5 protein-coding genes and 1 rRNA gene are annotated in these 6,179 nt (G+C 46.4%); all 6 read right to left on the bottom strand.

Going from position 1 to position 6,179, the window contains the following annotated elements; translation table 11 throughout:
- Nucleotides 1–6: 6 nt before the first annotated feature.
- Nucleotides 7–585 carry a pyridoxal 5'-phosphate synthase glutaminase subunit PdxT gene (gene pdxT / locus AC58UX_RS28205; protein WP_497258950.1) on the bottom strand — a complete coding sequence of 193 codons (579 nt, stop codon included), beginning with the start codon at nt 583–585 and terminating at the stop codon, nt 7–9.
- Complete coding sequence (pdxS, locus tag AC58UX_RS28210; RefSeq protein ID WP_497258952.1) at nt 585–1,466, bottom strand: pyridoxal 5'-phosphate synthase lyase subunit PdxS; 882 nt, start codon at nt 1,464–1,466, stop codon at nt 585–587. Before pdxS ends, pdxT begins: the two co-directional genes overlap by 1 nt.
- Nucleotides 1,467–1,586: 120 nt before the next feature.
- Complete coding sequence (locus tag AC58UX_RS28215) at nt 1,587–2,954, bottom strand: D-alanyl-D-alanine carboxypeptidase family protein (RefSeq protein WP_497258954.1); 1,368 nt, start codon at nt 2,952–2,954, stop codon at nt 1,587–1,589.
- A 188-nt stretch (nt 2,955–3,142) separates the two neighbouring features.
- Entirely contained in the window at nt 3,143–4,600 is a 1,458-nt protein-coding gene (gene guaB, locus AC58UX_RS28220) for an IMP dehydrogenase (protein WP_497258956.1), read from the bottom strand.
- A 161-nt stretch (nt 4,601–4,761) separates the two neighbouring features.
- Nucleotides 4,762–5,967, bottom strand: coding sequence for a putative glycoside hydrolase (locus AC58UX_RS28225; protein WP_497258958.1), 1,206 nt, complete (start codon nt 5,965–5,967; stop codon nt 4,762–4,764).
- A gap of 102 nt (nt 5,968–6,069) precedes the next feature.
- Nucleotides 6,070–6,179: ribosomal RNA gene (rrf, locus tag AC58UX_RS28230) — 5S ribosomal RNA — on the bottom strand; the annotation flags it as partial.

The following is a 6,179-nucleotide window of genomic DNA, read 5'->3' on the forward strand; positions in this document are numbered from 1 at the left end:
GTCTATCTATGCTCGGCGTTGCTTGACCATGTCTAGGAAATAACTGTGCAGACGGAAATCGTCCGTCAGTTCTGGATGGAACGATGCCGCAAGGAGATGCCCTTGCTGCGCGGCAACGATCTGGCCGTTATACGTGGCCAATACATCCACATCTGGTCCCACTTTCTCGATCAATGGTGCCCGAATGAATACCGCGCGAACGTTCTCGTCAATGCCTTTAATCGGCAAGTCCGTCTCAAAGCTTTCGCGTTGACGACCGAACGCGTTGCGAGCCACCGTAATATCCATCAGCTCAAGATGAGCTTCTGGCTGTCCGGTGATCTCTTTCGCGATGACAATCAACCCTGCGCAGGTGCCGAAAATCGGCTTGCCCGCCGCCGAGAACTCCCGCAGCGCATCAATGAAGCCATACGTACGCATGAGCTTACCAATTGTTGTGCTTTCGCCGCCAGGAAGAATGATGCCATCAAGCTCAGCGAGCTGCTCGGTGCGTTTAACAACGACACCTTCTGCGCCCGCCTTTTCAATACCGCGAATATGCTCCGCTACCGCGCCTTGCAGCGCGAGAACCCCAATCTTCGTCATTACCAGCCGCGCTCCTGCATACGCTCGGAAGCTTGAAGCTTGGAAATTTCGATTCCCTTCATAGGGGTACCTAGGTTTTTGGAAATTTCAGCGATCATTTTGTAATCTGTGTAGTGCGTTACCGCTTCAACAATCGCTCTCGCGAATTTCTCTGGGCTATCGGATTTGAAGATACCAGATCCAACGAATACACCATCAGAACCAAGGTGCATCATAAGCGCCGCGTCAGCAGGTGTAGCAACACCGCCAGCTGCGAAGTTAACAACAGGCAATTTACCAGTTTGGTGAACTTGAAGCATCAACTCGTAAGGAGCGCCAAGTGTCTTCGCTTCGAACATCAATTCGTCCAAAGACATGCTTTGAACTTTACGGATTTGCCCTTGAATTTGACGCATGTGACGAACCGCTTCAACGATGTTTCCTGTTCCTGGCTCACCTTTGGTACGAAGCATGGATGCACCTTCACCGATACGACGCAATGCTTCGCCAAGATCGCGACAGCCACATACGAAAGGTACAGTGAAATCACGTTTGTTGATGTGGAATACTTCATCCGCAGGAGTTAGTACTTCACTCTCATCGATATAGTCAACGCCTAGGGATTCAAGAACCTTCGCTTCAACGAAGTGACCGATTCTTGCTTTCGCCATAACTGGAATGGATACAACTTTCATCACATCTTCAACAATTGTTGGGTCAGCCATACGGGATACGCCACCAGCAGCACGGATGTCTGCAGGTACGCGCTCAAGCGCCATAACAGCGGACGCGCCAGCTGCTTCTGCGATTTTAGCTTGCTCAGCGTTCATAACGTCCATAATGACGCCGCCTTTTTGCATTTCGGCCATACCTGTTTTAACGCGGGAAGTTCCAGTTTCCATTCTTTATTTCCTCCTATAGCTTCTATGCAATTTCGGTGTAGTTCCCTACACGATTCGATAATAAACTTCTAAAGAACAATTTTACATGAAGGATGGGTAATATACAACCCATTTTCTGGCCTAAGAGCCGCCTTTAATCCCATTGAACATATCGCTGAAGAAGTTTTTAATGGAGCGGAACAGCAGTCGGATCCAGCTGGCTTTTTCAACATCACCATCAGCGATCAATTCTACAGTTTTTTCTTGACCATTGTAGCTCACTTTCACCTTACCAAGCGTATCGCCTTTTGCAATTGGAGCTACAAGCTTAGCCTCTTCAACAGACTCTGCAGTTACTTTGAAATCTGTATCTTTCGCGCCTTTTCTAGCAACAAAGGTAAGACCTGTTTTCGTTACAAGCGGTACTTCCATTTGTACACCCTTTTTAATGTTCACACTTTTCAAAGAATCTATCGGCTGCTTCGCATTCAAGAATGGTTTCATCTCAAAATTATTAAATGCGTAATCCATCAGCTTGCGTGTTTCATTGAAACGTTCTGGTTCTGTCTTCGTCCCCATAACAACCGTAATCATACGCATTCCGTTACGTTCTGCCGTTCCCGTGAAGCAGTAACCAGCATCGTCGGTAGAACCTGTTTTCAAGCCGTCCAACCCTTGATACGCGTACTTTTTAAAATTCGTATTTGTTGAATTCCCTTCAAGCATCCAGTTCCAGTTGATCATCGCTGTTTTGTCTGTCGCTCTAAGCTTCAACGAAGGGATTTTCGTAAACTCAAGAATTTCTTTATGATCCTTCAAAATATTGTAGGCCAGAATCGCCGCATCGCGTGCGGTCATCTTCGTTTCTCCCTCAATAGAAGCCGGCGGATTCTTCAGGTCAGCACGTGAAAGGCCTGTCGCACTAATAAAATGTGCCTTATCAGACATGCCAAGCTGCTTCGCCTTATCATTCATCATTTTTGCAAAATTCTCTTCCGTACCGCCAAGCAGTTCAGCAAAAGCTACAGAAGCGTCATTCGCCGAGTAGATGGACATCGCATTAAACATATCCTTGAACGTCAGTGTTTCATTCTCGGCTATTAATTGACCGGAACCAATGACATCGGCCGCATTCTTACTGGCTGTGACCGGAGAGTCCCATTTGAATTTGCCTTCTTTAATACTCTCCATCGCCAAATACTCGGTCATCATCTTCGCCATACTTGCTGGCGGGAAAGCCTCATCCGGGTTCATCTGGAACAACACAGCTCCCGTGCTAGCCTCCATAATAATCGCAGATTTCGCTGCTACTTGAGGTTCATTCACCGCTGGCGCTGCTGTATTCGCATTAGGAGCAGGCGTTGTCACCGCTGCAGGCGATGGTGAAGCCGCTGGCTTTTTCTCATCTGCTGCATAGGTTGGCTGTATATGTAAAAGTAAGGATTGAGCAATTAAGCTAACACCTAACACCAAAGCAACCTTTTTCTTTGTAAAACGTAAAAATCTCACAATTTCACTCTCCCTAAATGATGTTTAGATAACCTTAATCACTATAACACGTTATATTGTAACACACCCTATTAGACAAAAAAAAGAAAACGTGGGTTCAACTCCCACGTCTCCAAATTTATCCACTTCATAGGGATCTTTTAGCGGAGCTAAAAGTCTCTCATCTCTACAAACTATAATCTACAATTCTACAATGAGTAGTTTGGCGCTTCTTTTGTGATTTGGATATCGTGCGGATGACTTTCTTTCAGACCTGCACCCGTAATACGAACAAATTGCGTATCATGAATAAGTTCTTGAATGTTGCGCGCTCCGCAATACCCCATACCTGAACGAAGTCCGCCAACCAGCTGATACACCGTATCCGCCATTGGCCCTTTGTAGGCCACACGACCTTCGATGCCTTCTGGAACAAGCTTGCTCTCGTTTTCTTGGAAGTAACGATCCTTGCTGCCTTCCTTCATAGCACCTAAGGAGCCCATACCGCGGTAAACCTTGAACTTCCGTCCTTGGAAAATCTCAGACTCACCCGGACTCTCATCCGTCCCTGCAAAAAGACTACCGATCATCACCGCACTTGCGCCCGCCGCAATGGCTTTCACCACATCACCGGAGTACTTAATACCGCCATCGGCAATAATCGGCACTCCAAACTCAGCTGCAGCTTGTGCGCAATCATAAATCGCTGTAATTTGCGGAACACCAATCCCTGCAATCACGCGTGTTGTACAGATCGATCCAGGACCGATCCCTACTTTCACCATGGACGCACCAGCTTGAATCAAATCGCGTGTACCGTCGCCAGTTGCCACGTTGCCCGCAATGATCGGAAGATCAGGGTAATTGGCTCTAAGCTTTTTCACAGTCTCTGCGATATTAATGTGATGACCATGTGCTGAATCTACAACGATAACGTCAATTCCAGCCTTAACAAGCGCTGCCGCTCTCTCCAGCACGTCCTTCGATACACCAACAGCAGCACCTACAAGTAGGCGGCCTTGAGCATCTTTTGCTGAGTTCGGGAATTGAATGGCCTTTTCAATGTCTTTAATAGTAATTAACCCTTTAAGACCAAAATTCTCGTCCACCAAAGGCAGTTTCTCGATTTTATGTTTCTGAAGGATGCCCTCAGCCTGCTGAAGCGTCGTTCCTACTGGTGCAGTAACAAGACCTTCCTGTGTCATCACTTCTTTAATTTTAATGGAATAGTCATGTACAAAACGCAAGTCGCGGTTCGTCAAAATCCCAACCAAACGATTATCCTCATTGACAATCGGCACACCGGAAATACGATATTTCGCCATCAACTCTTCAGCGTCATAGACATGATGCTCAGGTGTTAATGAGAATGGATTCGTGATTACGCCGCTTTCCGACCTTTTCACACGATCAACGTGCTCGGCTTGCAGTTCAATCGGCATATTCTTATGAATAATTCCGATACCGCCCTCTCGTGCCATCGCAATCGCTAATGCTGATTCAGTCACCGTATCCATTGCGGAGCTAATGAAAGGGATATTTAATTTCACTCCTGGTGCCAATTGTGTTGAAACGTCGATCTCCTTACCGAACACTTCAGACTTTCTCGGCACTAACAACACATCGTCAAACGTTAAACCTTCCTTGCCAAACTTGTCTTCTCTCACAGCGTACATATCCTCCTTAAAGCCCTCTATCTGAAGAAAGCTTGATTCATAAGCTTCTGCTCATTCTTTCGTATGATTGCAATCTTAACAAAAGCCTATTTTTGGTGTCAAGGAAAAGGAAGAGCACACAGCTCCCCCTCGCCTTGAATAAGTCAATTCCGTTAACGATAGGAGTACGTGCTGCTTGGATTCCACAACAAGAACTGCTCAATCCCTTGCTCCCTAGCCGCTTTGATCTGCTCTTTTACGTCCAGATCACCATACTTCTTATGCGGCTTCACCCAAGTAGCTGTAAAATCCTGATACCAGGGCCTGATCTGAGCGATCTGGGCACTCGATTGTGCTAACTGATGATTTTTCCATTTGGCATCATTAATGGCTTGGTGAATGATCGCATAGGGCTGCAAATCGGGATGCTTCACCCCATAAATCCCGGTCGTATAATGTGACGGATACAGCATCGGAGAAATAAAATGAACCTCCTTGCTGATCATCGCCCAGTCTTGTCCAATCCCCATATCATTGGGCAGCGACGTCGTTAAACCAAACACATCTGCTGAAATATACGCCTTATTGCCGATCTGCTCTTTCGCCTTATGCAAAAAAGTTGCAATATCCTGCGCTTTACTTAGCCCCTGCGGATTATCGAATTGGACCTCACGATCCACCTTCTGTCCGTTCTCCGGGAACCTCACATAATCAAACTGGATCTCATCGAACCCCAGCGTAGCTACTTCGTACGCAATCTGAATATTATAGTCCCATACCTCTGTTTTAAAAGGATCCACCCAAGCGATGCCTTTCGCATCCTTCCAAACAGTTCCGTCTTTGTTTTTCATTGCATACGTGCTTTTCTTCTTACTTAAATAAGGATCCTTAAACACGACTAGCCGTGCAATCGTATAAATGTTTTTCTGTTTCAAACGCTGCAGCTTTGCTTTCATATCTTGTATAATGACGTGGCTATTCGCCCCGATCTCATTAACTAAAGGAACCGTTGAGGGATAGGTCACCTGTCCGGAATCGTTCTTTACATCAATGACCATCGCGTTCAAATCCGTATGATCCACGAGCTGTATTAATTGCTCAAACTTGCTGCCAACGGAAGACCAGGCTGAAACATAAATACCTTTCACGGTCGGTGGCTTTGCAGGCCTTTGATTAGACGGTATAACTGCTGCTATTGGCATTTTCTGCGGCTCCTGATTGGGCGCAGGCTCCATGCTTCTTACAAGACTTAAGGAGTGAAGTGGATTGGCCTCCTCTTTCACTTGATCGATTTTGGTTGAGCAACCATTCATCATCAGTGTGACTAATGAACAAAGACACACTCTGCCCATCCATTTCATGCTGCTTGTTGTCCTCATCGTCATCCCTCCTCGTAGGATTAGTATGGTTAAAAAAGCAACATTTACAGATGCAAAAAAAAGAGTCTTTCTGGAAAAAATCCAGAAAGACTCTTACTTCGTGCTTGGCAACGTTCTACTCTCCCAGAACCCTGCGGTTCAAGTACCATCGACGCTGGAGGGCTTAACGGTCGTGTTCGAGATGGGAACGCGTGGGTCCCCTCCGCCATCAT

This window comes from Paenibacillus sp. J22P90 (assembly GCF_059692195.1).